This window comes from Frateuria sp. GZRR35, from assembly GCF_051900415.1.
Taxonomy (GTDB): Bacteria; Pseudomonadota; Gammaproteobacteria; order Xanthomonadales; family Rhodanobacteraceae; genus Frateuria_A.
This window is the reverse complement of record NZ_JBHZGL010000004.1, coordinates 96,247-118,574: the sequence shown is the minus strand read 5'-3', so window position 1 is coordinate 118,574 and position 22,328 is coordinate 96,247. Positions and strand designations below refer to the sequence as shown.

The 22,328-nt window shown below is 68.6% G+C and carries 18 protein-coding genes; 10 read left to right on the top strand and 8 right to left on the bottom strand.

Features of this window, described 5'->3' with window-relative positions; genetic code table 11:
• Positions 1-452: 452 nt before the first annotated feature.
• From ACFWZ3_RS06790 to ACFWZ3_RS06775, 4 genes are all read right to left on the bottom strand, one after another.
• Positions 453-1,130 (bottom strand): Fe2+-dependent dioxygenase, encoded by a 678-nt coding sequence (locus tag ACFWZ3_RS06790; protein WP_439706978.1) that lies wholly within the window; start codon positions 1,128-1,130, stop codon positions 453-455.
• Positions 1,131-1,144: 14 nt separating this feature from the next.
• Positions 1,145-3,463, bottom strand: a complete 2,319-nt coding sequence (locus tag ACFWZ3_RS06785; protein WP_439706977.1) for a catecholate siderophore receptor Fiu — start codon at positions 3,461-3,463, stop codon at positions 1,145-1,147.
• Between the two features lie 345 nt (positions 3,464-3,808).
• Positions 3,809-5,929 (bottom strand): M13 family metallopeptidase, encoded by a 2,121-nt coding sequence (locus tag ACFWZ3_RS06780; protein WP_439706976.1) that lies wholly within the window; start codon positions 5,927-5,929, stop codon positions 3,809-3,811.
• A gap of 226 nt (positions 5,930-6,155) precedes the next feature.
• Positions 6,156-6,809 carry a DUF502 domain-containing protein gene (locus tag ACFWZ3_RS06775; RefSeq protein ID WP_439706975.1) on the bottom strand — a complete coding sequence of 218 codons (654 nt, stop codon included), beginning with the start codon at positions 6,807-6,809 and terminating at the stop codon, positions 6,156-6,158.
• Between the two features lie 266 nt (positions 6,810-7,075).
• On the opposite strand from ACFWZ3_RS06775, the gene ACFWZ3_RS06770 reads away from it, so the two are divergent.
• Together ACFWZ3_RS06770 and ACFWZ3_RS06765 are read left to right on the top strand one after the other, a co-directional pair.
• Entirely contained in the window at positions 7,076-7,588 is a 513-nt protein-coding gene (locus tag ACFWZ3_RS06770; protein WP_439706974.1) for an RNA polymerase sigma factor, read from the top strand.
• 2 nt (positions 7,589-7,590) lie between these two features.
• Positions 7,591-8,256 (top strand): hypothetical protein, encoded by a 666-nt coding sequence (locus ACFWZ3_RS06765; protein WP_439706973.1) that lies wholly within the window; start codon positions 7,591-7,593, stop codon positions 8,254-8,256.
• A gap of 51 nt (positions 8,257-8,307) precedes the next feature.
• Here ACFWZ3_RS06765 and ACFWZ3_RS06760 read toward each other — a convergent pair whose 3' ends face one another.
• Positions 8,308-8,766, bottom strand: coding sequence for a DUF4442 domain-containing protein (locus ACFWZ3_RS06760; RefSeq protein WP_439706972.1), 459 nt, complete (start codon positions 8,764-8,766; stop codon positions 8,308-8,310).
• 196 nt (positions 8,767-8,962) lie between these two features.
• Positions 8,963-9,826, bottom strand: coding sequence for a thioredoxin (trxA, locus tag ACFWZ3_RS06755; RefSeq protein WP_439706971.1), 864 nt, complete (start codon positions 9,824-9,826; stop codon positions 8,963-8,965).
• 202 nt (positions 9,827-10,028) lie between these two features.
• Here trxA and ACFWZ3_RS06750 point away from each other — a divergent pair, with 202 nt between their 5' ends.
• From ACFWZ3_RS06750 to nadD, 8 genes are all read left to right on the top strand, one after another.
• Complete coding sequence (locus tag ACFWZ3_RS06750) at positions 10,029-10,703, top strand: paraquat-inducible protein A (protein WP_439706970.1); 675 nt, start codon at positions 10,029-10,031, stop codon at positions 10,701-10,703.
• Positions 10,700-11,320, top strand: coding sequence for a paraquat-inducible protein A (locus tag ACFWZ3_RS06745; RefSeq protein ID WP_439706969.1), 621 nt, complete (start codon positions 10,700-10,702; stop codon positions 11,318-11,320). The genes ACFWZ3_RS06750 and ACFWZ3_RS06745 overlap by 4 nt, the downstream gene beginning before the upstream one ends.
• Complete coding sequence (locus ACFWZ3_RS06740; RefSeq protein ID WP_439706968.1) at positions 11,313-12,980, top strand: intermembrane transport protein PqiB; 1,668 nt, start codon at positions 11,313-11,315, stop codon at positions 12,978-12,980. The genes ACFWZ3_RS06745 and ACFWZ3_RS06740 overlap by 8 nt, the downstream gene beginning before the upstream one ends.
• Positions 12,977-13,573, top strand: a complete 597-nt coding sequence (locus ACFWZ3_RS06735; RefSeq protein ID WP_439706967.1) for a PqiC family protein — start codon at positions 12,977-12,979, stop codon at positions 13,571-13,573. Before ACFWZ3_RS06740 ends, ACFWZ3_RS06735 begins: the two co-directional genes overlap by 4 nt.
• 309 nt (positions 13,574-13,882) lie before the next feature.
• A complete protein-coding gene (leuS, locus tag ACFWZ3_RS06730; protein ID WP_439706966.1) occupies positions 13,883-16,630 on the top strand; it encodes a leucine--tRNA ligase in 2,748 nt (915 codons plus the stop codon).
• 5 nt (positions 16,631-16,635) lie between these two features.
• Positions 16,636-17,166, top strand: coding sequence for an LPS-assembly lipoprotein LptE (locus ACFWZ3_RS06725; protein WP_439706965.1), 531 nt, complete (start codon positions 16,636-16,638; stop codon positions 17,164-17,166).
• A gap of 1 nt (position 17,167) precedes the next feature.
• Entirely contained in the window at positions 17,168-18,178 is a 1,011-nt protein-coding gene (holA, locus tag ACFWZ3_RS06720; RefSeq protein ID WP_439706964.1) for a DNA polymerase III subunit delta, read from the top strand.
• Positions 18,179-18,473: 295 nt separating this feature from the next.
• Complete coding sequence (gene nadD / locus ACFWZ3_RS06715) at positions 18,474-19,130, top strand: nicotinate-nucleotide adenylyltransferase (protein ID WP_439706963.1); 657 nt, start codon at positions 18,474-18,476, stop codon at positions 19,128-19,130.
• A 456-nt stretch (positions 19,131-19,586) separates the two neighbouring features.
• Here the strand turns inward: nadD and msrB are convergent, their stop codons facing one another.
• Together msrB and ACFWZ3_RS06705 are read right to left on the bottom strand one after the other, a co-directional pair.
• A complete protein-coding gene (gene msrB / locus ACFWZ3_RS06710) occupies positions 19,587-20,195 on the bottom strand; it encodes a peptide-methionine (R)-S-oxide reductase MsrB (RefSeq protein WP_439706962.1) in 609 nt (202 codons plus the stop codon).
• A 16-nt stretch (positions 20,196-20,211) separates the two neighbouring features.
• Positions 20,212-21,930: a cytochrome c biogenesis protein DipZ gene (locus tag ACFWZ3_RS06705; RefSeq protein ID WP_439706961.1), complete on the bottom strand. Its 1,719-nt coding sequence runs from the start codon at positions 21,928-21,930 to the stop codon at positions 20,212-20,214.
• Positions 21,931-22,328: the final 398 nt, after the last annotated feature.

Here is a 22,328-nt window from a genome sequence, read left to right as displayed (position 1 = left end):
AGGGGCGCCGATTATCCGCTCCCTGTCGTGTAGAGGGAACCTTCGCGCGCTCGATCCTTCCCCGGCCTGCGGGGGAAGGTGCCGGAAGGGCGGAAGGGGAAGCCTCGCGGCGTGGCGTGCTTCTCGACTCGGGCCACAGCTTCAGGTGCCGGCAAGACCCTGGCATCGCGCTCCGGTTGCCCCCATCCGCCTGTCGGCACCTTCCCCCGCGCGCGGGGGAAGGACTCGGTGGGGGGCAACCTTCCCGCGCACTCGATCTTTCCCCCGCCTGCGGGGGAAGGTGCCCGGAGGGCGGATGGGAGAAGCCTTGCGGCGTGGCGTGCTTCTCGACTCGGGGCCACAGCTTCAGGTGCCGGCAAGATCCTGGCATCGCGCTCCGGTTGCCCCCATCCGCCTGTCGGCACCTTCTCCCGCGCGCGGGGGAAGGACTCGGCATGGGCGCTGAGGTTGACTCAGGTTTCCGACCAGAGCCGCAGCAGGTTGTGATAGACGCCGGTGAGCTGCAGCAGGGCGTCGGCATCGGCGCTGCTTTGCGTCAGGCGCTGGATCGAGTTGTCCAGTTCCAGCAGCAGTTGGCGCTGGCCGTCGTCGCGGACCAGGCTTTGTGCCCAGAGGAAGGCCGCCATGCGCGCGCCGCGCGTGACCGGCTCGACGCGATGCAGGCTGCTGGACGGATAGACAATGGCGTCGCCGGCCGGCAGCTTGACCTCGTGCTCGCCGTAGAGGTCGTTGATGATGAGCTCGCCGCCGTCGTAGTCCCCGGGCTCGCTGAGGAACAGCGTGCACGAGACGTCCGAGCGCAGCTGGCCGCCGTCGGGCAGGGCCATGACCGCGCCGTCCACGTGCGAGCCGTAGTGTCCACCACCCTCGTAGCGGTTGAAGCGGGGCGGCAGCACGCGCTGCGGCAGCACGGCGGCGTGGAAGAGAGGATGGCGCGCCAGCGCGTCCAGCACCTCGCGGCCGAGCTCGCGCCGCAGCGGCGAGGTCTCCGGCAGCTGCTGGTTGCGCTTGACCTTCGCGCCCTGCGGCCCGACGGTCTCGCGGCCATCCATCCAGGTGGCGCCATCCAACGCCGCGCGCATGCGGGTGACCTGCGCGCGGTCCAGCACGTTGGGGATGTGCAGCAGCATGGCGGTGCCCTGGTTCAGAACCGGATATTGGCCGTCAGCATCGCCGCGTGCGGCGTGCCGGGCGTGTAACGGTAGCCGCTCTTGTTGATCGCGGCGACGTAGTGGCGGTCGAACAGGTTGTAGAGGTTCAACTGCAGGTCGAGGTGGCGGTTGACCGGCAGGCTCGCCATCGCGTCGAACACCCAGTACGAGCCGGTGGTCTCGGGCGTGCCGATGGCGCCGTCGGTGCCACGCTTCATCGCCCCGGCATAGCGCGCGCCGCCGCCGACCGTGAGGCCGAAGGGCAGGTGGTAAGTGGTCCAGGCGGTGAACGCGCTGCGCGGGGTGTAGGCCAGATCGCTGGAACCGTCGTTGCTGACCGCCGCGCCGTCGGTGACCTTGGCGTCCATCGTGGTGAAGCCGGCGCTGACGCCCCAGTCGTCCGTGATCCGGCCGACGATCCCGAGCTCGATGCCCTGCACACGCTTGCGGCCGGTCTGGTAGTACTGCTGGTCGACCGGGTCCTGGGTCAGCTCGTTGCGCACCACGGTGCGGTAGAGCGCGGCGGTGAGCAGCAGGCGCTGGTCGAGCAGGTCCCACTTGGTGCCGAGCTCGGTGGTGCTGGCGCGCTGCGGATCGAGCGCGGGGTTGTCGGCGCTGCGGGCGGAGCTGCTGAACAGCAGCGTGTTGCCGCCGGGCGGTTCCTGCGACACGGCGAAGTTGGCGTAGATGCTGCCGTTGGGTGCGGGCTTGTACAGCACGCCCAGCTTGCCGTTGGGCAGAGTGTCGACGATGCGCGCAGCAAGGCCCGGCACCGGCGTGCCGGCTGGCAGTGTTCCGCACCCGGGGCTGTTGCGCTCGCCGCACAGGGCCACGCTGTCGAAGCGGGTGGTGTAGCGGTCCAGGCGCACGCCGGCGGTGACCTGCCAGCGCTGGCCGAACTTCAGCGTGTCGAAGACATAGGCGGCGGCGGTGTCGGTGGTGCCGGTGTTCCAGGCGCCGGTTTCCGCGTAGAGCAGGCCGCCCACGCGCGGGTCGGGATGGTAGAGGTTCGCGGCCGGCCAGGTGCTTCCGTCCAGCGGCGCGACATCGATGTCCGAGGCCTTCTCCTCGGTCAGTTCCAGGCCCGCGCTCAGGTTGTGGATCACCGCCCCGGTGGCGAAGTTCGCCGTGAAGTTGGTCTGGTTGGTAAGGATGCGGTTGGACTGGCGCTTGAAGGTCGGCAGGCTGCGTGCGATGGACCAGGTCGAGGGATCGGCCAGCTCCGGCGTGAGCAGGTTGCCGGGGTCCGCGCGGAAGGAGGTCAGCAGGTAGTCCTGGTGCGTGCGGCCCCAGCGCGTGGTGTTGCGCAAGGCGAGGTCGGGGCTAAACTCGTGTTCGATGATCAGCGTGAGCATGTCCGCGGTGACGCGGTCATGGTCCTGCGCGGTGCCGTAGAAGTTCTCGCTGTCGACGCGCGGGGCCTGGCCGATCTGTGGCCGTTCCGGATCGGGGCTGGTGTAGCCCGGCAGGCCGATCGTGGGCACGCCGCCGTCCGGCACGTTGTTCTGCTTGATGTGCAGGGCGTCCAGGAAGACGCGCGTGGGTGTGCCCAGGCCAAAGGCGAGCGAAGGCGCGACGCCCCAGCGGCGGTTGCGCACGCGGTCGCGACCGGGCACGCCGCTGTCCTGGCCGACGACATCCAGGCGGAACGCGCTGCTGTCCCCGAAGCGGCGGTTGAGGTCCGCCGTGGCGCGCTGCTGCTGGCCGCTGCCGTAGGCGAGCGAGGCGCCGGCGCGGTCGGCGAGCATCGGCTGGCGGGTCACCATGTTGACCGCGCCGGTCGGTGCGGTGCGGCCGTATTCGGTGCCGTCCGGGCCCTTGGTCACCTCCACCTGCTCGATGTTGAACAGGTCGCGCGAGATCGAACCCAGGTCACGCACACCGTCGACGAAGATGCTGCCGGACGTATCGAAGCCGCGCATGTAGATGCCGTCGCCGGTGGTGGTGCTGCCGTTCTCGCCGACGTAGAAGGTGCCCACGCCCGGGCTGTTGCGCAGCGCCTCGGTCAGCGTGGTCGCGCCCTGCTGCTCGAACAGGTCGCGGGTGATGATGCCGATGGTCTGCGGGGTATCGAGCAACGGCTGGGTGAACTTGGGCGAATCGACCATGTCGGCACGGTAGTCCGCGCCGCGCGTCGCGTGGACCTCGACGCCGGGCAGGCGCTTGGCGTCGCGCACCTGCGGATCGGTGGCGTCGGGGCTGCCGGCGTGGGCGGGCGCGGCGAACGCGAGGCCGGTGAGCAGGCTTGCGGCGACGCTGCGGGTAAGCGCGGACGGGCGGGTCGGGTGCTTGCGTCTGGTGATGCAGGCCATGGGTGTCCTTGTCTGGCGAATGCGCAAGTCGCGAAGATTAATGAGAATGATTTGCAATAACAAGCGGGCGATTCGGTAGGAACGCGCTTGTGCGCGGCCGCCATGCATCCCGGTCGCGCACAGGTGCGCTCCTACAGGGAGAGGCCGGGGCTTGCTGGTGCGACGGTGTGCTTGCGGCCGGGTGTAGGAGCGCCCCTGTGCGCGGCGCAAAGCGATGCCGCATGGTCGCGCACAGGGTGCGCTCCTACAGCCCGCGGCGTTCGCGTGGCAGCACGGCAAAAAAAAGGCCCCGCCGGGGCGGGGCCTTTCGAGGACTGGCAGTCCCTCCCGAGGGAGGGTGGCGACTTACCAGATCTTCACCTGCTTATCGCCCGAGCGGACCATCGCGTCGCCCGGCTTGCACTGGAACGCGGTGGCGAAGGCGTCCATGTTGGACGGCGCACCGATCGCACGCAGCGAGGCGGGGGCATGCGGGTCGGTGTTCAGACGCAGCAGCGCTTCCTTCTCGCGGATGCTGCCGCGCCACACGCGGGCCCAGTTGAGGAAGAAGCGCTGGTCCTGGGTGTAGCCGTCGATCTTCGAGCCGGCTTCCTCGGGGTTCTGCTTCAGCGCGATCTGCAGCGCGTCGTAAGCCGAGTTCAGACCGCCCAGGTCGCCAATGTTCTCGCCCAACGTCAGCTGGCCGTTGACGTGCGCGTCGGGCTTGTCCTTGATCGGGGTGTAGGCGTTGAACTGCGCCACCAGCTTGTCCGCGCGCTCGTCGAACTTGGTGCGGTCGGCCTTGGTCCACCAGTTGACGTTGTTGCCTTCGCCGTCGAACTGGCTGCCCTCGTCGTCGAAGCCGTGGCTGGCCTCGTGGCCGATCACCGCACCGATGCCGCCGTAGTTGATTGCGTCGTCGCCGTTGGCATAGAAGAACGGCGGCTGCAGGATCGCGGCCGGGAAGTTGATCGTGTTGTCGGTCGGGTTGTAGTACGCGTTGACCGTCTGCGGGGTCATGCCCCATTCCTTGCGGTCGGTCGGCTTGCCGATCTTGTTGGTGTCGTACTGGTAGTTGTACTTGGCGGCGGCCATCACGTTGCCGTAGTAGTCACCCTGCTTGATGTCCAGGCCGGACCAGTCACGCCATTTCTCGGGGTAGCCGATCTTAGGCAGGAACGTGCTCCACTTGGCGATGGCCTTGGTCTTGGTCTCCGGGCTCATCCAGTCGAGGTTCTCGATGCGCGCCTTCAGGGCGTTGCGCACGTTGTCGACCAGCACCTGCGCGCGTTCCTTGGCCTCGGGCTTGAACATCTTGTCGACGTAGAGCTGGCCCAGCGCCATGCCCATCGAGCCGTTGACGGCGCCGAGCACGCGCTTCCAGCGCGCCTTCTGCTCCGGCTGGCCCGAGAGGGTCTTGCCGTAGAAGGCGAACTTGTTGTCCTGGAAGGATTTGGACAGAAGCGGCGAGGCGTCGTCGATCACGTGGAAGCGCAGATAGGCCTGCCACTGGTCGATCGGGGCGGTGGCCAGCAGCTTGTCGAATTCGGCGAAGAACTTCGGCTGCGACAGCGAGAAGCCCTTGTCGATCTTCACGCCCTGGGCATCGAAGAACTTCTCCCAGCTGAAGTGCGGAGTGATCTTGTCCGCTTCCTTGACGCTGACGAAGTGGTACTGGTGCTCGGGCGTGCGCAGTTCGACCGGGGCGAACGAGGCGTTGGCCAGCTTGGCTTCAAAGGCCATGACCTGGTTGGCCTGCTTCTTGGCGTCGGCCGCCGGGACGCCGGTCAGCTCGAGCGACTTGGCGATGTAGTCCAGGTACGCGGCGCGCTGCTCGGCGTACTTGGCGTCGGTGTAGTAGTCCTTGGTCGGCAGGCCCAGACCGCTCTGGAAGGTGTAGCCGATCTGCATCGAGGCGTTCTTGAAATCGGCGCCGGAGCCGAAGGAGAACACCTGCATGTCGCCGTTGCTGAAGCTCTTGTTGAGGTAGTCGGCCACGTCACTGCCGTTCTTCAGCGCGGCGATGGCATCGAGCTTGGGCTTGATCGGGTCGAAGCCGGCCTTCTCGATCGCCGCCTCGTCCATGCCCGAGGCGTACAGGTAGCCGATCTTCTGCTGGATCGAGCCGGCCTGCGCACTGGCGGCGCTCTTAGCGGCGTTGTCGACGATCTCGTGCTGGGTGTTGAGGCTGTCCTCGGCCAGCTTGTCGAACGCGCCCCAGCGGGTGCGGTCGGACGGGATCGGGTTGGCGGCCACCCACTTGGCGTTGACGAACTGGTCGAAATCCGCGCAGGCCTCGTTCATCGGGCCCAGTTCGCTGACGTCGAACACGCTGGTGGGCGCACCGGCCATCGCCGTGGTGCCGGCCGAAGCGGGCGCGCTGCTGCTGGCGGCAGGAGCCTGGTCGGCGTCGTGCTTGCCGCAGGCGGTCAGCGAAAGCGCCAGGCTCACCGCGAGCGCCAGCGGCTTCAGATACTGCTTGGACATGGATTTCCCTCTGTGTGGATCGCCGTTCGGCGGTTTCGTTGTTGCCGGCCACGTCCCCCACGGCGCGGCCATGACCGGTCACGCTAGGCCATTGGTCATGGGGCAGACAGTGTCAAAGGTCAGGGGTGGGGCGGGGCGTCGTGGTTGCGAGCGGGTTCCTGCAGGAGCGTGCCTGGATGCGACAGGCCGACCACGCGCGGCACCGCGGTCGCGAGCAGGTGTGCTGCTACAGGACCTTCCGCGTTGCGGCGGGCAGGGTGTCGGGCGCCACCGCGCCTCCCGAGATGATGAAGGCCATGCCCTGGTCCATCGTCCAGTCGGTCGGTATCAGCGCCTCCACCGGTAGGGTCAGCAGGAAGCCGCCGGTGGGGTTGGGCGTGGTCGGCACGAACACCGCGGCCATCTCGCGACCGCTGCCTTCCTCGGTCATCAGCCGCGTGACGAATCCGATCGCCTTGGTTCCGGGGTGCGGGAAGTCGACCAGCACGACCCGTTGCACGCCCGAGGGCTTCTGCTGCAGCACCGCCATCAGTTTCTTGGTGCCGCCGTAGATGGTCTGCACCAGCGGGATACGCTGCAGCAGGGCGTCGAACGTCTCCAGCAACCGCTGCCCGATCACCCGACTGGCCAGGAAGCCGAGCAGGTACAGCGCCAGCAGGGTGATCAGCAGCGCCACGATGGAGGTGAACCACGCGCTGCCCAGCGCGGCGGCGGTTTCCGGCGCCACCAGTGCCAGCGCGCCGAGCGCCGCGGCGACCATCGGTGCGCCGATGCCGGCCAGGAACCCCAGCACGAACTTGAACACGGTCCAGGTCACCCACAGCGGGATGAAGGTAAGCAGGCCGGTGAGCAGGTAGCGTTTGACGCGCAGGCGCGGCATGGGGATTCAGGGAGTGGGAAAGCCCGCATTGTAGGCCGCGCCGCACGACCCTGTAGGAGCGCACCTGTGCGCGACCGCCATGTGCGGTGAGGGGCGTGCCGTGCGCTCTTGCGTGTGGTCCTCTTTCCGCGCAGGTATCCGGCAGAAGGGGAGAGACTGCGCGAGCTTCGGCATGGCGGTCGCGCACAGGTGCGCTCCTGCAGGGGCCATGTGATTTTTCTCCGCGCCCGGCGAATCATGCTGTGGACAGGAGCACGGACGACGCCATGAACGACCACCAACGCCAGTTCGAAACCTTGCTGCAGGAACACCGCGGCATCGTCTTCAAGGTGGCCAGTGTCTACGCGCACGGCCGCGAGGACCGCAACGACCTGGCGCAGGAGATCGCGGTGCAGCTGTGGCGCTCGTTCCCGGGTTTCGATGCGGCACGCGCGAAGTTCTCCACCTGGATGTACCGCGTGGCCCTCAACGTGGCGATCTCGCATGTCCGAAGGGCCCGCCGCGAACAGCGCCTGGAGCCGCTCGATGCCGTGCACCTGGAGCTGCCCGGGGAGGCGGACGTGTCACAGCCGGACGAACGGTTGGTGGCGCTGTACGCGTTCGTTGGCCAGCTCGACCCGCTCAACCGCGCGTTGATCCTGCTCTACCTGGAGGACCGCAGCTACGGAGAAATCGCCCAGGTTCTGGGCATCAGCGAAACCAACGTGGCCACCAAGATCGGCCGCATCAAGCAGAAGCTGCGCGGACAGATGACCGCGGCGGCAATCACCGGAGCATGACCATGGAACTGGATGAGATGAAGCAGGCCTGGCAGTCGCTGGATCGTCAACAGGAGCGGCAGTACGAGCTGGGTTTGCTGCTCTTCCGCCAGGGGCGGGCCGATCGCCTGCGCCGGCACCTGCGGCCGCTGCTGTGGGGCCAGTCGTTGCAGATCGCATTCGGCGTGGTTGCGATGCTGTGGGGCGTCGTTTTCTGGGGCACGCGCCTTGGGGAATGGAAGGCGATGGCCTGCGGCATCGCGATGCAGGCATATGGCATCTTGATGGTGGCCTTCGCCGGCCGCCTGCTGCACCTGTTGCACGGCATCGACCTGGCCGGGCCGGTGCTGGAGATCCAGCGTCGACTGGCCGCGATGCGCGTGTGGCGGTTGAAAGTGGAGGCGCCGGTACTGGTGTTGCTGGGGGCCTTCATGTGGATCCCTGCGATCCTGATGTTGATGCTTGGCGCAACCGAACGCGCCGGCGTCGACATGTGGCGCGAGGCGCCGGACCTGCCGCTATGGCTGGTGCTCAATGGGTTCCTTGCGCTCGCGCTTGCCGCGCTGACCGCCTGGCTACTTCGTCGCGCGGGACGGGCGCGTTGGCTGGAAGGCCAGCTCGCCGGCAGTGCGATCCGTAACGCCCAGGTTGCTCTGGACGAACTCGCCCGCTTCGAGCAGGACACGTAGGGTGGGCTTGAGTCCATCTTTGCCGTGGCGAGCGGTGGGCTGAAGCCCACCCTACGGGGTGCGCGCCCTGGGCTTGAGCCGCACGTAGAGCTGCTTGCGCACAAGGGCGACGACCTCGCCGGAAGCAGTGGTCACTTCGGTCTCGAACCAGCGCAACACCTTGTCGCCGGCCGCAGCGGCGGTGCGTAGTTCCGCGACTAAGGCGTCAGTCAGGTGGAAGGAGGCGTATACGTCCTCGCGGCCGGGTGACACGAAGTCGATCGTGCCGGCCTTGTCCCAGACGTAGTAGTCGCTGCCCAGGCGGTGCATTGTCAGCAACATCCAGAACGGGTCGGTCATGGCGAACAGGTTGCCGCCGAACTGGCTGCGCACGTAGTTGCGGTTCCACGGGCGCAGGCGCAGCACGACGCGCGCGCGGGACCAATCCTCGTTGAGTTCCAGCACGCGGATGCTGTTGAACAGGAACGGCGGCCAGAGGTTGAGCAGGCGGCGGAAGGTGGTGGGGCGCATCGGGAAGCCGGCAAAAGGCCAGTTTAACGTACGCTTGCGTATGGGTCGCGATGTCTCGCGTGGGAGGCCTCGGTGCGATGGCCGCGGCAGTCGTGCTCAGAGGCGCTGCTGCAAGGAGATGGCCCGCTTTGTAGGAGCGCACCTGTGCGCGACCGTGGACCTCCCGCTCGCGCACAGGTAACTGCCTGGCGGAGGGTCAGAACAACAGCGAAGCCATGCGCCGGCGATAGCGGCCCACCAGCTCGGCGTCGTCCAGCGTGGCGAAGGCGGCCAGCAGGCGCTTCTTCGCGCCGCCCTCGTTCCAGTCGCGCGCCTTTTCCAGGATCGCCAGGAACTGGTCCAGGCCGGCCGCCGGGTCGTCTTCCAGCAGCAGGCGCACGCCGAGCAGGTCGCGCGCGGCCCAGTCGGCCGGGTCAGCCTGCACCCGCTGGCGCAGCTCGGCCAGCGAGGGCGCGCCTTCCAGCGCGCGGGCCAGGTCCAGCTGACTGCGCAGGCGCACGGCGCGTGCATCGGTGGCGAGATTGGCCGGCAGCGCGTTGAGTTCGGCTTCGGCGGCATCGGCCTGGCCACTGCGCATCAGTGCCAGCGCCAGGTCGAGCTTGAGTTCGGCACGTTCCGGTTCGGCGGCAATTTCCTGCTGCAGGCGGTTGATTGCCTGCGCGGGATCTTCTTCCCCGGTGGCTTCAGGTTCGGCAGTCGCCTCGCCCTCCAGCGGCTGTACGTGGCGGGAGAGGAACTCGCGCAATTCGCCCTCGGGCAGCGCGCCGGCGAAACCATCGAGCAGCTGGCCGTCCTTGACCATCATGACCGTCGGAATGGAGCGGATGCCGAACATCGCCGCCAACTCCTGGTTCTTGTCCACGTCCACCTTGCCCAGGCGGAACGCGCCGTTGTACTCGGCAGCGAGCTTTTCCAGCATCGGGCCCAGCGTCTTGCACGGGCCGCACCAGGTCGCCCAGAAATCCACCAGCACCGGAGTGGTCATCGAGGCGCGCAGCACCTCGGTCTCGAAGTTGGCCGTGTCGATGTCGAAGACGTGGGCTTGGGCGGCGGCAGTCACGTGAGCTCTCCAGGAAAGGAAGGTCCGACATCGGGGCACCGGCCAGCATATCAAGTGGACGCCCACTTCCCTCCAGCGCGGGGCTGCGAAGCGCACTCACTCGCTTCGACTCCACGGCCGGGAGCGGATTGCGGGGGATCTTTCCTGCGAGGAATCACCTCCCGCATCCACCCTGCGTCGCGCGATTTGCGAGAATGGCCCGATGAGCACGCCCGAACACGGTCTTGCCCCCATCGACGCGACCGACAGCGCCGCAGCCGGGCGACTGCATGCCTCGTCCCGCCGCCTGGTGATCTGCGAGCACTGCGACACGGTGCATCGCAGCCACGCGCTGGCGCCAGCGGAGACCATGCGCTGCGTGCGCTGCGGCGCGCTGCTGGCGCGCTACCACGTGCTCAACGCCGACGGCATGCTGGCGCTGGTCCTCACGGCATTGATCGTGTTCCTGATTGCCAACGTGTGGCCGGTGGTCACCCTGGGCCTGGGCTCGCAGCAGAGCAGCGCCACGCTGTGGGGCACCATCCTGATGATGTGGGAGCAGGGCGCACAGCTGGTCGCGGTGGTCGCCGCGGCCACCTTGTTCTTTTTTCCGCTCAACAAGATGCTGATGCTTGGCTGGGTGCTGCTGTTCGCGCGCAACGGCCGGCGCGCGCCGGGCTTCGCCTCCATCATGAAGACGCTTTTCCACCTGCAGCCGTGGACCATGACCGAGGTATTCGTGCTTGGCGCGCTCGTCTCGATCGTCAAGGCGCGCGCGTATTTCGACGTACAGCCGGACCCGGGCATCTGGGCCTACGGTGTGCTCACGCTGCTGATCACGGTGTTCTCGGGCATCGACCTGCGCCGGCTGTGGGACGTGACGGAGCCGCGCGCGTGAGCCGCGCCCCGCGCGCGCAGGAGCTGGGCATCATCGGCTGCCACGTGTGCGGTCTGGTTTGCCGTGCGCCTGCCGGCGACGATGCGGCCTGCCCGCGCTGCGGCGCGGCGCTGCACCGGCGCAAGGGGAACAGCATCGCGCGCACCTGGGCGCTGCTGGTCGCGGCATTCATCCTCTACATCCCGGCCAACGTGCTCCCGATCATGCGCACGGTGAGCCTGGGCGACGTGGACGACAACACCATCATCAGCGGCGTGGTGGAGCTGTGGGTCAAGGGCTCGCCGAGCCTGGCGGTGATCGTGTTCACCGCCTCGATCGTGGTGCCGATGACCAAGTTCCTCGTGCTGGGCACCTTGCTGGCCTGTACGCAACGCGGCAGCCGCTGGGCGCTGCGCCAGCGTGCCAAGCTGTATCGCGCGGTCGAGTTCATCGGCTACTGGTCGATGCTGGACGTGTTCGTGGTGGCGCTGCTCACGGCGCTGGTGCGCTTTGGCTTCTTCAGCCAGGTCGAGCCGCTGCCGGGCGTGGTGTTCTTTGGCCTGACCGTGATACTTACGATGTTCGCCTCCATGAGCTTCGACCCTCGATTGATGTGGGACATAACCGACGATGACTGAGCCGACCCCGCGCGAGGACTTGCCCGAGCCGGTGGTGCGCAAGCACCGCTTCAGCCTCTCGCTGATCTGGCTGGTGCCGGTGCTGGCCGCGCTGGTCGGCCTGTCGCTGGTGGTGCACGCCTGGCTGCAGGCGGGGCCGCAGATCACCATCACCTTCCAGACGGCCGAAGGCCTGGAATCCGGCAAGACGCCGGTCAAATACAAGAACGTGGTGATCGGCAAGGTCACCAGCCTGGAGTTGACCGACGATCGCGAGCGGGTGCGCGTCACGGTGGCGCTCAACAAGAGTGCGGCCAGCTTCGCCACCAAGGGCACGCGCTACTGGGTGGTGCGTCCGCGCATCGGCCTGGGCGGCGTGTCGGGCGTGGATACGCTGCTCTCGGGCGCCTTCATCGGCGCCGACGTGGGTGGTTCGCAGGACGAGCAGTACGACTTCAAGGGGCTGGAGTCGCCGCCGGCGGTGCTGCTCGGCGCGCCGGGCAGGAGCTTCGTGCTGCACACCGACGATCTGGGCTCGCTGGATATCGGTTCGCCGGTTTACTACCGGCGCATCCAGGTCGGCCGCGTGGTGTCCTACGCGCTGGACAAGGACGGCAAGGGCGTATCCCTGCACATCTTCGTCGACGGGCCCAACGACCGCTACGTCACCCGCGACACGCGCTTCTGGAACGCCAGCGGCGTCGACGTCTCGCTGGGTGCCAACGGATTGAAGCTCAATACGCAGTCGCTGGCGACGGTGATCGCCGGCGGCGTGGCCTTCGCCGAGCCCAAGGGCCCGCACGACAGCGCGCCCGCCGCCGAGGACGCGGACTTCGCGCTGTTCGACGACGAGGCCACCGCGCTGTCGCCGCCGGACGGCCCGCCGCGCTATATCCGCATGCGCTTCAACCAGTCGCTGCGCGGACTGGCGGTGGATGCTCCGGTGGAGTTCCTGGGCATCAACATCGGCAAGGTGGTATCGATCAACCTCGACTATGACGCAAGCGACGAGCGTTTCCCGCTCACCGTGGGTGCGGTGGTCTACCCGCAACGGCTGGGTCAGGCCTACGAGAAGCTGGCCGCGCAGGCGGGCATGAAGGACGGCCGCGTCGACATGGGGCGCATGTTCGGCCCGCTGGTTGCCCGCGGCCTGCGCGCGCAGGCGCGCACCGGCAACCTGTTGACCGGTCAGCTCTACATCGCGCTGGACTTTGTGCCCAAGGCGCCCAGGGCGCGCTTCGACGTGGCCGCGACGCCGATCGAACTGCCCACCGCGCCTGGCAGCTTCGACAAGTTGCAGGAGCAACTGGCGGACATCGTCACCAAGGTGCAGAAGATCCCGTTCGACAGCATCGGGCACAACCTGAACCAGACGCTGGCGGATATGGACCGCACGCTCAAGCAGGTGAACACCGGCGTGCTACCCGAGCTCAAGGGCACGCTCAAGGGCGCGCAGCGCACCCTGGGCAGCGCCGACAACGCGTTGTCGGCCGATTCGCCGCTGCAGCAGAACCTGGGCGGCACGCTGGAGGAGTTGCGCCGCATGGCCCGCTCTCTGCGCGCGCTGACCGACTACCTGGGCGTGCACCCAGAGGCGCTGATCCGCGGGCGGCCGGACGATCCGCCGCCGGCGCCACCCGAGCGCAACCACTCGCCCGCACGGCAAGGGAGCAAGCCATGATCCGCACGCGACACCTGCTGGCCGCCGCGCTGGCACTGGGGCTGGCCGCCTGCGCCTCCGAGCCGGCGCGCTACTACACGTTGCTGGCCCCGGCCCCGGCCGAGGCGGGCATGACGCCTCCCGCATCGTTCAATTTCGAACTGATGCCGGTCGGCATCCCGGCCCAGGTCGACCAGCCGCAGCTGGTGATCCGCCAGGGCGGGCAGGGCGTGGCACCGCTGTCCGGCCAACGCTGGATCGCGCCGCTGGCCGATGAGGTGCGGGCGGCGCTGTCGGCCGATCTTGCCCAGGCGTTGCACGCCCAGGACGCCACCGGTCTGCCCAGCGGCGGCAAGCCGCGGCTGCGCATCAAGGTCGACCTGCGCCGGTTCGATTCGGCGCCCGGCGACTACGCGCTGGTGGACGCCGCCTGGAGCGTGCGCCAATTGCAGGGCGACGCCATGCTCGCCTGCACCAGCCAGTTCCGCGAGCCGGTCGGGGCCGGCTACGACGCACTGGTCGAAGGCCACCAGCGTGCGCTGGCGAGGCTTGCCGGGGAGATCGCCCAGGTTGCCGGACCGGTCGCAGCCGGCCAGTCGCCCGGCTGTCCGTAAGGGGTATCGCCCAAGGCGCCCCCATCCGCCTGTCGGCACCTTCCCCCGCGTTCGCGGGGGAAGGCTCGGTAGCGTGGCGACGCGCCTTGGTCCTTCCTCCTTCGCGGGAGAAGCTCGAAAGCCGCGACCGCCATGATCCTTCCCCCGTTCACGGGGGAAGGTGCCCGAAGGGCGGATGGGGGAGACCTTGCGACGGACCCACCAGTGCCGTCCCGTCTTGGCTCCAGGCGGGCGCTGGGCTAGGCTGACGGGTTCCCGCCGCGGCGTTCCCGACCGGCCGCGCGAGCCCCCCAGCAAGGCACCGGACACATGCAGGACTCCCACGAACAGGCTTCGAACGAACAGGGCTACCAGCCGCAGGCGGTGGAAACCGCCGCGCAGCAGTACTGGAGCGCGAACCACGCCTACGAGGTGGTCGAAGACCCCTCGCGGCCCAAGTTCTACTGCCTTTCGATGCTGCCGTATCCGTCCGGCGCGCTGCACATGGGCCACGTGCGCAACTACACCATCGGCGACGTGATCAGCCGCTACCAGCGGATGAACGGCAAGAACGTCCTGCAACCGATGGGCTGGGACGCGTTCGGCCTGCCGGCGGAAAACGCCGCGATCAAGAACCGGACCGCGCCGGCCAAGTGGACGTACAGGAACATCGAGCACATGCGCGAGCAGTTGAAGCGCATGGGCTTCGCCTACGACTGGACGCGCGAGTTCGCCACCTGCCGACCCGAGTACTACCGCTGGGAACAGTTGATGTTCACGCGGTTGATGAAGAAGGGCATGGCCTATCGCAAGAACGCGGTAGTCAACTGGGATCCGGTCGACCAGACCGTGCTCGCGAACGAGCAGGTCATCGACGGCCGCGGCTGGCGCTCCGGCGCGCTGGTGGAAAAACGCGAGATCCCGCAGTGGTTCCTCAAGATCACCGACTATGCGCAGGAACTGCTCGATGGCCTGGACACGCTGCCGGGTTGGCCCGAGGCGGTCAAGACCATGCAGCGCAACTGGATCGGCCGGTCCGAAGGCATGGAGATCCACTTCGCCGTCGAGGGCGAGGCCGAGCCGCTGACCGTCTTCACCACGCGCCCGGACACGCTGCTGGGCGTCTCCTTCGTCTCGATCGCCGGCGAGCATCCGCTCGCGCTCAAGGCGGCGCAGGGCAACGAGCGGCTGGCCGCGTTCCTGGAAGAGCTCAAGCACGGCGGCGTCTCCGAGGCCGAACTGGAAACCCAGGAAAAGCGCGGCATGGACACCGGCCTGCGCGCCATCCACCCGATCACCGGCGAGCCGATTCCCGTGTGGGTGGCCAACTTCGTGCTGATGGGCTACGGCACCGGCGCGGTAATGGCGGTGCCCGGGCACGACCAGCGCGACTGGGAATTCGCGCAGAAGTATTCGCTGCCGATCCGCATGGTCATCGTCGACCGTGGCGTGGTCGATGCGCTGGCCGAGATCGGCCACGACCTGAAGACCGGCGTGCGCGCGGACGCGATGCGCAATGCGCTGGAAGGCGCGCGGACCGATGCGGTCGTCACCTCGGCGGCGCTCGGCACGGTGCAGGAGTTCGAGCGCCGCATCCAGGAAGATGGCGCTCATACCGAGCGCGGCATCCTTGTCAATTCGGGCGACTACGACGGGCTTGATTTCGCGCAGGCCTTCGAGGCCATCGCCGACCATCTGGAGCGCGAGGGCAAGGGCCAGCGCCGGGTCAACTGGCGCCTGCGCGACTGGGGCGTCAGCCGCCAGCGCTACTGGGGTTGCCCGATCCCGGTGATCTACTGCGGCACGTGCGGCGCGGTGCCGGTGCCGGAGGAGCAGTTGCCGGTGGTGCTGCCCGAGGACGTCGAGTTCTCAGGCGTCCAGTCGCCGATCAAGGCCGATGCGCAGTGGCGCAAGTGCGCCTGCCCGCAGTGCGGCGGCCCGGCCGAGCGCGAGACCGACACCTTCGACACCTTCATGGAGTCGAGCTGGTACTACGCCCGCTACACCAGCCCGGGCGCCCAGGCCCAAGTCGATGCGCGCGCCAACTACTGGCTGCCGGTGGATCAGTACATCGGCGGCATCGAGCACGCGATCCTGCACCTGCTCTACTTCCGCTTCTATCACAAGCTCCTGCGCGACGCGGGGCTGGTGCACTCGGACGAACCGGCCACCAACCTGCTGTGCCAGGGCATGGTCATCGCCGAAACCTTCTATCGCGAAAACGACGATGGCTCGAAGGACTGGATCAATCCGGCCGATGTCGAGATCGAGCGCGACGAACGCGCGCGCGTCGTCGGCGCCCGCCTGAAGGCAGACGGCCAGCCGGTGCAGATCGGCGGCATAGAGAAGATGTCCAAGTCCAAGAACAACGGCGTCGATCCGCAGGCGATGGTGCAGAAGTTCGGCGCCGACACGGTGCGCCTGTTCTCCATGTTCGCGGCGCCGCCGGAGCAGTCGCTGGAATGGAGCGAGGCCGGAGTGGAAGGCATGGCGCGCTTCCTGCGCCGCTTCTGGCGCGAAGTCACGACGCACGCCTCGCAACCGGATCATCCGGTGGTCGACCCGGCCGCGCTCGACGCCGGCCAGAAGGCGATGCGACGGCAGCTTCACGAGACCATCCAGAAGGTCGGTGACGACCTGGGCCGCCGGCACTCCTTCAATACCGCCATCGCGGCGCTGATGGAACTGCTCAATGCGCTGGGCAAGTTCACCGACATGAGCGAGCAGGGCCGCGCAGTGCGCCACGAGGCGCTCGAGGCGATGGTGCTGCTGCTGAACCCGGTGGTGCCCCATATCAGCCACGCGCTGTGGCAGGTGCTGGGTCACCCCGAGACGGTGCTGGAAAACGTGTCCTGGCCGCAGCCGGATCCGGCTGCGCTGGTGCGCGATTCGGTCACGCTGGCGGTGCAGATCAACGGCAAGCTGCGCGCTACCATCGAAGTGCCGGCCAACGTGTCGAAGGAAGAGGCCGAGGCCATGGCGCGCGCGCAACCGCAAGTGCAGGCGCACCTGGACGGACTGACCGTGCGCAAGGTGATCGTGGTGCCTGGCAAGATCGTCAACATCGTCGCGGGATGAACCCCATGAACCGTCTGTTCCGAGCCTCGCTGCTGCTCTGCACCCTCGCGCTGTCGGCGTGCGGTTTCCACCTGCGCCAGAGCGCTGCGCTGCCGACCTCGATGCAGCGCATGCACCTGACCGTGAGCGGCGCCGGAAGCCTGCAACGCGACCTGGCCCGTGCGCTGGAGGATTCCGGCGTCACGATCGAGGACCAGGGCGGCGAGGGCATCGCCGAGTTGAAGATACCCGTCGCCGCATTCAGCACAGACACCCTGAGCGTCAGCGGCGGCGCCCGCGTGACCGAATACAGCGTGCACTATCAGGTCCGTTTCGAAGTCGATGACAGCAACGGACAGTCGCTGGTGGCGCAGCAGCGCATCGACATGTCGCGTGACTTTAGCTACGACGCGCTCAACACGGTCGGTACCGACGCGCAGGTGGAAGAGATCCGCCGCAGCCTCAACGACGACATGGTGCAGGCGATCCTGTTCCGCCTGCAGGCCGCCGGCCGCCACTCGATGGCCGAACCCGCCGCGGCGTCCAGCGCCGGCTGACATGCCGTTGTCGTCCGCCCAGTGGAACAAGGTGCTGGCGTCTGAACGCCTGGCGCCGGTGTACCTGCTTGCGGGCGAGGAATTGCTCGTGCTGGAGGCGGCGGACGCATTGCGTGCGCGCGCCCGTGAGCTCGGCTATGCCGAGCGGGAGGTGCTCGAAGCGGGCCAGCATTTCGACTGGGATGACCTGGCACGCTCCGCCGCCGGCATGTCGCTGTTCGCCAGTCGCCGCCTGCTCGACCTGCGTCTGCCGACCGGGCGGCCGGGCGTGGAGGGCGCCAAGGCGATCACCGCGTTCTGCGCCAACCCGCCGCCCGACGTGACCCTGCTGATTACCGCGGTGGAATGGAGCAACAAGCACGACGGGGCATGGTCGAAAAAGGTCGACGCCACTGGCGTGCAGGCCATTTTCAACGCGCCCAAGCCACAGGAGTGGTCTTCGTGGATCGGCGCGCGGCTCGCCTCACGCGGGCTCACCGCCACGCCCGACGCGGCCGCGCTGCTGGCCGAACGCGTCGAGGGCAACCTGCTCGCCGCGGCGCAGGAGATCGACAAGCTGGTCGTGCTGCACGGCAGCGGCCGCATCGACGCGGCCGAGATGGAAAACCTGGTTGCCGACAGCGCGCGCTACGACGCCTTCAAACTTACCGACGCCGCCTTTGCCGGCGACGGCGGCCGCGCGCTGCGGATCCTCGCCGGCCTGCGTGGCGAGGGCGAGGACCTGATCCCGCTGATGGGCTGGCTGGTCAACCAACTGCAGCTCGCGCTGCGCCTGGCCAACGCCCGCGACTTTGCCCAGCAGGCACGCGCCGAACGGCTGTGGCCGGCGCGCGAGCAACTGTTCCGCAAGGCCCTGCGGCGCGCACCGCGCGAGCACTGGCTGGCCTGCCTGGCCCGCGCCTCGCGCATCGACCGCATGGCCAAGGGCCGCGAGTGGGGCGAGCCGTGGCTGGAGGCCGAGCGCCTGATCGCCGCCATCGCCGAGCCGCGGGCTGCCGCGGCGCTGGGATGAACCCGCGCTTCGCGCCCGCTCCCGGTCAGGGAGAGTGGCCGGGCTTCGCGACATGGCGCATCCCTGCCGGGGATCGAAAACACCGAGGCGATAATCTCCGCGGCGCTGGGGCGAGCGTGCATCTTGCGCCCTCTCCCCGCCGGGGAGAGGGCCGGGGTGCGGGGTCGGGGCTCGCGGTGGTGTCGATCGACGCCAAGCCGCAAAGCCGGATCGTCCCTCGCCCGATGCCCGCTTCGACGCGGCGTGGCCCCTCACCCCAACCCTCTCCCCGGAGGGGAGAGGGAGCAGGGCTCCCATGCGTCCCCTAGCCATCCTCGGCGGCACCTTCGACCCCATCCACATCGCCCACCTGGCGGTGGCATGGGAGGCAGCCGAGCTGCTGGACGCCGAAGTGCGCCTGATGCCCGCGGCCATACCGCCGCACCGCCCGCCGCCGATCGCTGAAGCAACCACCCGCGTAGCGATGCTGCGGGCGGCGCTGGACGGGCAGGAGCGGCTCGGCCTGGATACCCGCGAACTGGCGCGGGGCGGTCCGTCCTACACCATCGACACCCTCGCCGAACTGCGCGCTGAAGAGGGCGATCGGCCGATCGTGCTGCTGCTGGGTGCCGACGCTTTCGCCGGCCTGCCGGCCTGGCACCACTGGCACGCGCTGTTCGACGCCGCCCATATCGGCGTGCTCTCGCGCCCGGGCGTCGCGCGCCACTGGCCGACGGAACTGACCAAAGAGGTGCAAGTCCGCCAGGTCACGGACCCGCGCAAATTGCGCAAGCAACCGGCGGGGAAGATCGTCGAGCTGGAAGTCACGCCGCTCGACATCTCGGCCACCCGCATCCGCGCCCTGCTGGCAGCCGGACGCGACCCGCGCTACCTGTTGCCCGAGGCCCTGTTCGACGATCCGGCGCTGCTGGCGCCGTACCGCGAGCAGGTTTCCCGCGAGAAGTTACCTTGACCGCCACCGTGCGGAACATGGCGCACAGCGACCGCGACGCCTGACTGGCCTGTGCATGCGGTGCCGGCCGAAACCGAGGACCAACTGCTCGGCCTGGCGCACTACTGCTCCACCGCCGCACGATCAGCATCGAGCCGAACTGCTGCCTGCAAGACCTTTGCAGCGTCCCGCCATGCGCGGGCGTCGCGTCGACCGCTTCCCGCCGCTGACGCGTACTCGCGGGAAGACTCCCTATCGAGCCTTCCCCCGCCTGCGGGGGAAGGTGCCGAAGGCGGATGGGGGAAGCCTCGCCACAAACTGACACCGATCGAGGCGGTCTACGTGCGGCACGCGCGGCCGTCTGCCGGCCGGTGTTCTGGCAGACACACGACAGCAATGTCTCGGCCCCGGCGTTCTGCGACAGACTCCCCGAACGCCCGGGCCTCCTCGTCCATCGCCGCGACGTGTAGCCCGAGATCAACCGGCCCGCGGCACGAAGCGCAGCGCCACCGAGTTCATGCAGTAGCGCAGCCCGGTCGGCTCGGGGCCGTCGGTGAAGACGTGGCCCAGGTGGCTGTCGCAGCCGGCGCAGCTGACCGCGGTGCGCTCCCAGCCGAACATGCGGTCGGTGCTCTCGACGACGTTCTGCTTCGCGATCGGTTGCCAGAAGCTGGGCCACCCGGTACCCGAGTCGAACTCGGTAGCGGCGTCGTAGAGCGCCGTGTCACAGGCCAGGCAACGGAACAGGCCGGGCACCGGCGGCCGCTCGTGCGGCCCGCTGAAAGCGCGTTCCGTACCATTGCGGCGCATCACGTAATACGAGGCCTCCGGCAGGCGCTCGCGCCACTGCGCATCGGTAAGCACCAGCTTGCGCACGTGGCAGGGCCCGAGGTGATGGCCGTCGTCGGCAAAGCATTCCAGCAGCAGGTCCTTGCCGTTCGTGGCGACCGGCGCGGACGGCGCGGAGCGGGCGGACAGCCGCGGGATCAGCACGCCGCCGCCCACCGCGGCAAGCGCGCCGCCGGTAAGCGCGGCGCCCAGGAAACGACGCCGTTCCATGGCAACGATGTCGTCGGTGCGTGACATGGCGACCTCCAGGGGATCAACCGAAAGTGAAGGCGTACGCGCGCACGCCCGGATCGAGGAAGGTGATCTCGAACAGCCGCTCGCCGCTGCCGTGCTGCTGCCGCACGAGCTGGTACAGGCGCTGCTCGGTGACCGTGCCGTAGCCGTCCGCGTCGACATCCATGCCGTGGTCCGCGCCTGGCGGCTTGCCGTCGAGAGTGACGCGGAAACGCACCGGCTTGCCGTCGGCGCCGGGGCCGAGCACCAGGTGCAGGTCGCGGCCACGGAAGCGGTAGACGATGCGCCCGCCGGCGCGCTCGAGCTGCGCGTTCTCGGCGTGCACGGTCCAGCGACCGTCCAGCGACCACTGTCCCGGCAGCAGCGTGGCCGGCGCGTGGTAGTCCCAGGCGTCGTCGTGGGCCACCTGGCCGCCGGCGAAGTGCGCGGCGCGGGCATAGCCGACGTAGGTTTCGGGCGAGCGCATCGGGTCACCCGAACCGGCCGCCTGCGCGCCGCGGCTGCCCGGCTGCACATACCCGCCGGGAAGATCGTGATAGCCGGCTTCGGTGAGCAGCTCGCGAATGCGGTCCTCGCTGGTGGCATAGCCGCCCTCGCCGAAATGGTGCGCGCGGATGTTGCCCCTGGCGTCGATGAAGTAATGCGCCGGCCAGTACTGGTTGTCGAAGCCTTGCCAGATGGCGTAGTCGTTGTCGAGCGCGACGGGGTAGTCCACACCCAGCTCCTTGACCGCGCGCGCCACATTGGCCGGCTCCTTCTCGAAGGCGAACTCCGGCGCGTGCACGCCGATCACCACCAGCCCGTGGTCCTTGTACTTGTCGTACCAGCCGCGCACGTAAGGCAGCGAGCGCAGGCAGTTGATGCAGGAATAGGTCCAGAAATCGACCAGCACCACCTTGCCGCGCAGCGCTTCGCGGGTGAGCGGCGGCGTGTTGAGCCAGCCGGTGGCGCCGGCCAGCGACGGCATCTCGCCTTCCACCGGCAGCGGCGTGCCGGCCGCGTGCACTGGCTCCGGCGCGGGCGGCGGGCGGGTGGCGTCGAGCAGCTTCTGTTCGAAGCCTCCGGTGTTGGCGAGCGCCACGCGGGTGAGCAGGCCGGTATCCAGCCCAAGCGCGATCGCCGCCACACCAACCAGCACCAGCACGCCGAGCACGCGACGTACCCATTCGCCGGCGCCGAGCGAGCGCTTCATCAGGGCGAACACCTGGCCGCCGATCAGCAACGCCAGCGCGAGCGAAGTGGCCGCGCCGGCCGCATAGGTGAGCAGCAGCAGCGTGGTCTGCACGCTGGCGCCGTTGAGCGCCGCGCCGGTCAGCAGCAGGCCGAGGATCGGCCCGGCGCAGGGCGCCCACAGCAGGCCGGTGGCGATGCCCAGCCCGGCGGCGGACCACACCGAGCCTTCGCTGTCGGTACGTTGCGAGAGCCGGTTGCCCAGCGCCACGAACGGCCGCGTCATCCACTCGGCCACCCGGGTCGAGAGCAGGGTGAGACCCAGCAACGCCAGCACCACCAGCGCAACGATGCGCCCGTACTGGTTGGCGCGCACGGCCCAGCCCCCGCCGACGGCCGCCAGCGTGGCGACCAGCGCGAAGGTGAGCGCCATGCCCAGCAGCATGGGCAGGCCGTTGCGCGCGAACGGGCGGTCGGCGCGTGCGAACACGAACGGCAGCACCGGGAGGATGCAGGGGCTCAGGATGGTCAGCACGCCGCCCAGGTAGGCGAGGATCAGTAACAGCATGGGTGGGTTTCCGAGGAGGAATGCCGGTTATTCGATCGACAAACGCGGGCGGTTACATCCGGACAGGAGCGCCCCCATCCGCCTGTCGGTGCCTTCCCTCGCGTTCGCAGGGGAAGGCCCGGTGGCGTTGCACCGCGCCCTGACTTCCCCAGCGGGAACGTGGCCTCGCACTTTGGTCCTTCCCCCGTGGGCGGGGGAAGGTGCCCGAAGGGCGGATGGGGGAAGCCTTGCCAAAAACCATCCCGGCGCCGCTTGCACGAATTTCTACGAGGTAACCGCACCCACGGATGCAGCGAATGCCGGGCATGCGACACGCGTTCCCACCATGCGGGGCTTGACCGCCACCGGCACCCTGGTCCTAGATGAGCGCTCTTCCCCCTGGGCGAGCGTCGACCCGG

Bases quoted from the DNA above. Each gene is read 5' to 3' on its own strand.
- ACFWZ3_RS06790 (WP_439706978.1), bottom strand. From the start codon at position 1,130: ATGCTGCTGCACATCCCCAACGTGCTGGACCGCGCGCAGGTCACCCGC.
- ACFWZ3_RS06785 (WP_439706977.1), bottom strand. From the start codon at position 3,463: ATGGCCTGCATCACCAGACGCAAGCACCCGACCCGCCCGTCCGCGCTT.
- ACFWZ3_RS06780 (WP_439706976.1), bottom strand. From the start codon at position 5,929: ATGTCCAAGCAGTATCTGAAGCCGCTGGCGCTCGCGGTGAGCCTGGCG.
- ACFWZ3_RS06775 (WP_439706975.1), bottom strand. From the start codon at position 6,809: ATGCCGCGCCTGCGCGTCAAACGCTACCTGCTCACCGGCCTGCTTACC.
- ACFWZ3_RS06770 (WP_439706974.1), top strand. From the start codon at position 7,076: ATGAACGACCACCAACGCCAGTTCGAAACCTTGCTGCAGGAACACCGC.
- ACFWZ3_RS06765 (WP_439706973.1), top strand. From the start codon at position 7,591: ATGGAACTGGATGAGATGAAGCAGGCCTGGCAGTCGCTGGATCGTCAA.
- ACFWZ3_RS06760 (WP_439706972.1), bottom strand. From the start codon at position 8,766: ATGCGCCCCACCACCTTCCGCCGCCTGCTCAACCTCTGGCCGCCGTTC.
- ACFWZ3_RS06750 (WP_439706970.1), top strand. From the start codon at position 10,029: ATGAGCACGCCCGAACACGGTCTTGCCCCCATCGACGCGACCGACAGC.
- ACFWZ3_RS06740 (WP_439706968.1), top strand. From the start codon at position 11,313: ATGACTGAGCCGACCCCGCGCGAGGACTTGCCCGAGCCGGTGGTGCGC.
- ACFWZ3_RS06735 (WP_439706967.1), top strand. From the start codon at position 12,977: ATGATCCGCACGCGACACCTGCTGGCCGCCGCGCTGGCACTGGGGCTG.
- leuS (WP_439706966.1), top strand. From the start codon at position 13,883: ATGCAGGACTCCCACGAACAGGCTTCGAACGAACAGGGCTACCAGCCG.
- ACFWZ3_RS06725 (WP_439706965.1), top strand. From the start codon at position 16,636: ATGAACCGTCTGTTCCGAGCCTCGCTGCTGCTCTGCACCCTCGCGCTG.
- holA (WP_439706964.1), top strand. From the start codon at position 17,168: ATGCCGTTGTCGTCCGCCCAGTGGAACAAGGTGCTGGCGTCTGAACGC.
- nadD (WP_439706963.1), top strand. From the start codon at position 18,474: ATGCGTCCCCTAGCCATCCTCGGCGGCACCTTCGACCCCATCCACATC.
- msrB (WP_439706962.1), bottom strand. From the start codon at position 20,195: ATGTCACGCACCGACGACATCGTTGCCATGGAACGGCGTCGTTTCCTG.
- ACFWZ3_RS06705 (WP_439706961.1), bottom strand. From the start codon at position 21,930: ATGCTGTTACTGATCCTCGCCTACCTGGGCGGCGTGCTGACCATCCTG.